General features: G+C 70.5%; 2 protein-coding genes and 1 pseudogene. All 3 read left to right on the top strand.

Annotated elements, in window-relative coordinates; translation table 11 throughout:
• A pseudogene (locus AB0917_RS34105) lies at positions 1 to 119 on the top strand (adenylyl-sulfate kinase); the annotation flags it as partial.
• Positions 116 to 1,051 (top strand): sulfate adenylyltransferase subunit CysD, encoded by a 936-nt coding sequence (gene cysD / locus AB0917_RS34110; protein ID WP_366823577.1) that lies wholly within the window; start codon positions 116 to 118, stop codon positions 1,049 to 1,051. The pseudogene AB0917_RS34105 and the gene cysD, both read left to right, overlap by 4 nt.
• Positions 1,051 to 1,715 (top strand): GTP-binding protein (locus AB0917_RS34115; RefSeq protein WP_366823578.1); only part of this gene is annotated, 665 nt, incomplete at its 3' end. The genes cysD and AB0917_RS34115, both read left to right, overlap by 1 nt.

Genomic DNA, 1,715 nt, shown 5'->3' on the forward strand with positions numbered 1-1,715 from the left:
TCGACGACCCCTACGAGGCGCCCGAATCGCCCGACCTGCGCATCGAGTCGCACCAGCAGACCGTGCAGGAGTCCGCAGCGGCGCTCCACGCGCTGCTCACCGAGAGGGGCCTGGCGTGAGCACCGTCACCACCGTGCCGGAGGGCACCGTCAATCCGTACGCGCTCAGCCACCTGGACTCCCTGGAGTCGGAGGCGGTGCACATCTTCCGTGAGGTGGCGGGTGAGTTCGAGCGGCCGGTGATCCTGTTCTCCGGCGGCAAGGACTCCATCGTGATGCTGCACCTGGCGCTCAAGGCGTTCGCGCCCGCGCCGGTGCCGTTCACGCTGCTGCACGTGGACACCGGGCACAACTTCCCCGAGGTCCTGGAGTACCGCGACCGTACGGTCGCCGAGCACGGGCTGCGGCTCCACGTGGCCTCCGTGCAGGAGTACATCGACGCCGGCAAGCTCCGCGAGCGCCCCGACGGCACCCGCAACCCGCTCCAGACCGTCCCGCTCACCGAGGCGATCCAGCAGCACCGCTTCGACGCGGTCTTCGGCGGCGGGCGGCGCGACGAGGAGAAGGCGCGCGCCAAGGAGCGGGTCTTCTCGCTGCGCGACGAGTTCTCGCAGTGGGACCCGCGCCGCCAGCGCCCCGAGCTGTGGCAGCTCTACAACGGACGGCACGCCCCCGGCGAGCACGTCCGGGTCTTCCCGATCTCCAACTGGACCGAGCTGGACGTCTGGCAGTACATCGAGCGCGAGGGGATCGAGCTCCCGGAGATCTACTTCGCCCACGAGCGCGAGGTCTTCAGCCGCAACGGCATGTGGCTCACGGCCGGCGGCTGGGGCGGTCCCAAGGAGCACGAGCCCACCGAGCGGCGCCTGGTGCGCTACCGCACGGTCGGTGACATGTCCTGCACCGGTGCCGTCGACTCCGACGCCACCACGCTGGACGCCGTGATCACCGAGATCGCCGCCTCCCGGCTCACCGAACGGGGCGCGACCCGCGCCGACGACAAGATGTCCGAGGCCGCGATGGAAGACCGCAAGCGCGAGGGGTACTTCTGATGAGCATCGACACACTGCGCTTCGCCACCGCCGGGTCGGTCGACGACGGCAAGTCCACCCTCGTGGGACGTCTGCTGCACGACTCCAAGTCGGTCCTCACCGACCAGCTGGAGGCCGTCGAGCAGGTGTCGCTGAGCCGTGGCCAGGAGGCACCGGACCTGGCGCTGCTGACCGACGGGCTGCGGGCCGAGCGCGAGCAGGGCATCACCATCGATGTCGCCTACCGCTACTTCGCCACCACCCGGCGCCGGTTCATCCTCGCCGACACCCCGGGCCATGTGCAGTACACCCGCAACATGGTGACAGGCGCCTCCACCGCCGAGCTGGCCGTGGTCCTGGTCGACGCCCGCAACGGGGTCGTCGAGCAGACCCGCCGCCACGCCGCCGTCGCCGCGCTGCTGCGCGTCCCGCACGTGGTGCTGGCCGTCAACAAGATGGACCTGGTCGACTACGCGGAGCCCGTGTTCGCCGCCATAGCCGAGGAGTTCACCGCGTACGCCGCATCCCTCGGCGTACCGGAGATCACCGCGATCCCCATCTCCGCCCTGGCCGGGGACAACGTGGTGGAACCGTCCGCGCACATGGACTGGTACGGCGGCCCCACCGTCCTGGAGCACCTGGAAACGGTGCCGGTCAGCCACGACCTCACCGCCTGCCACGCCCG

It is taken from the genome of Streptomyces sp. NPDC007346 (genome assembly GCF_040703535.1).
GTDB lineage: Bacteria > Actinomycetota > Actinomycetes > Streptomycetales > Streptomycetaceae > Streptomyces.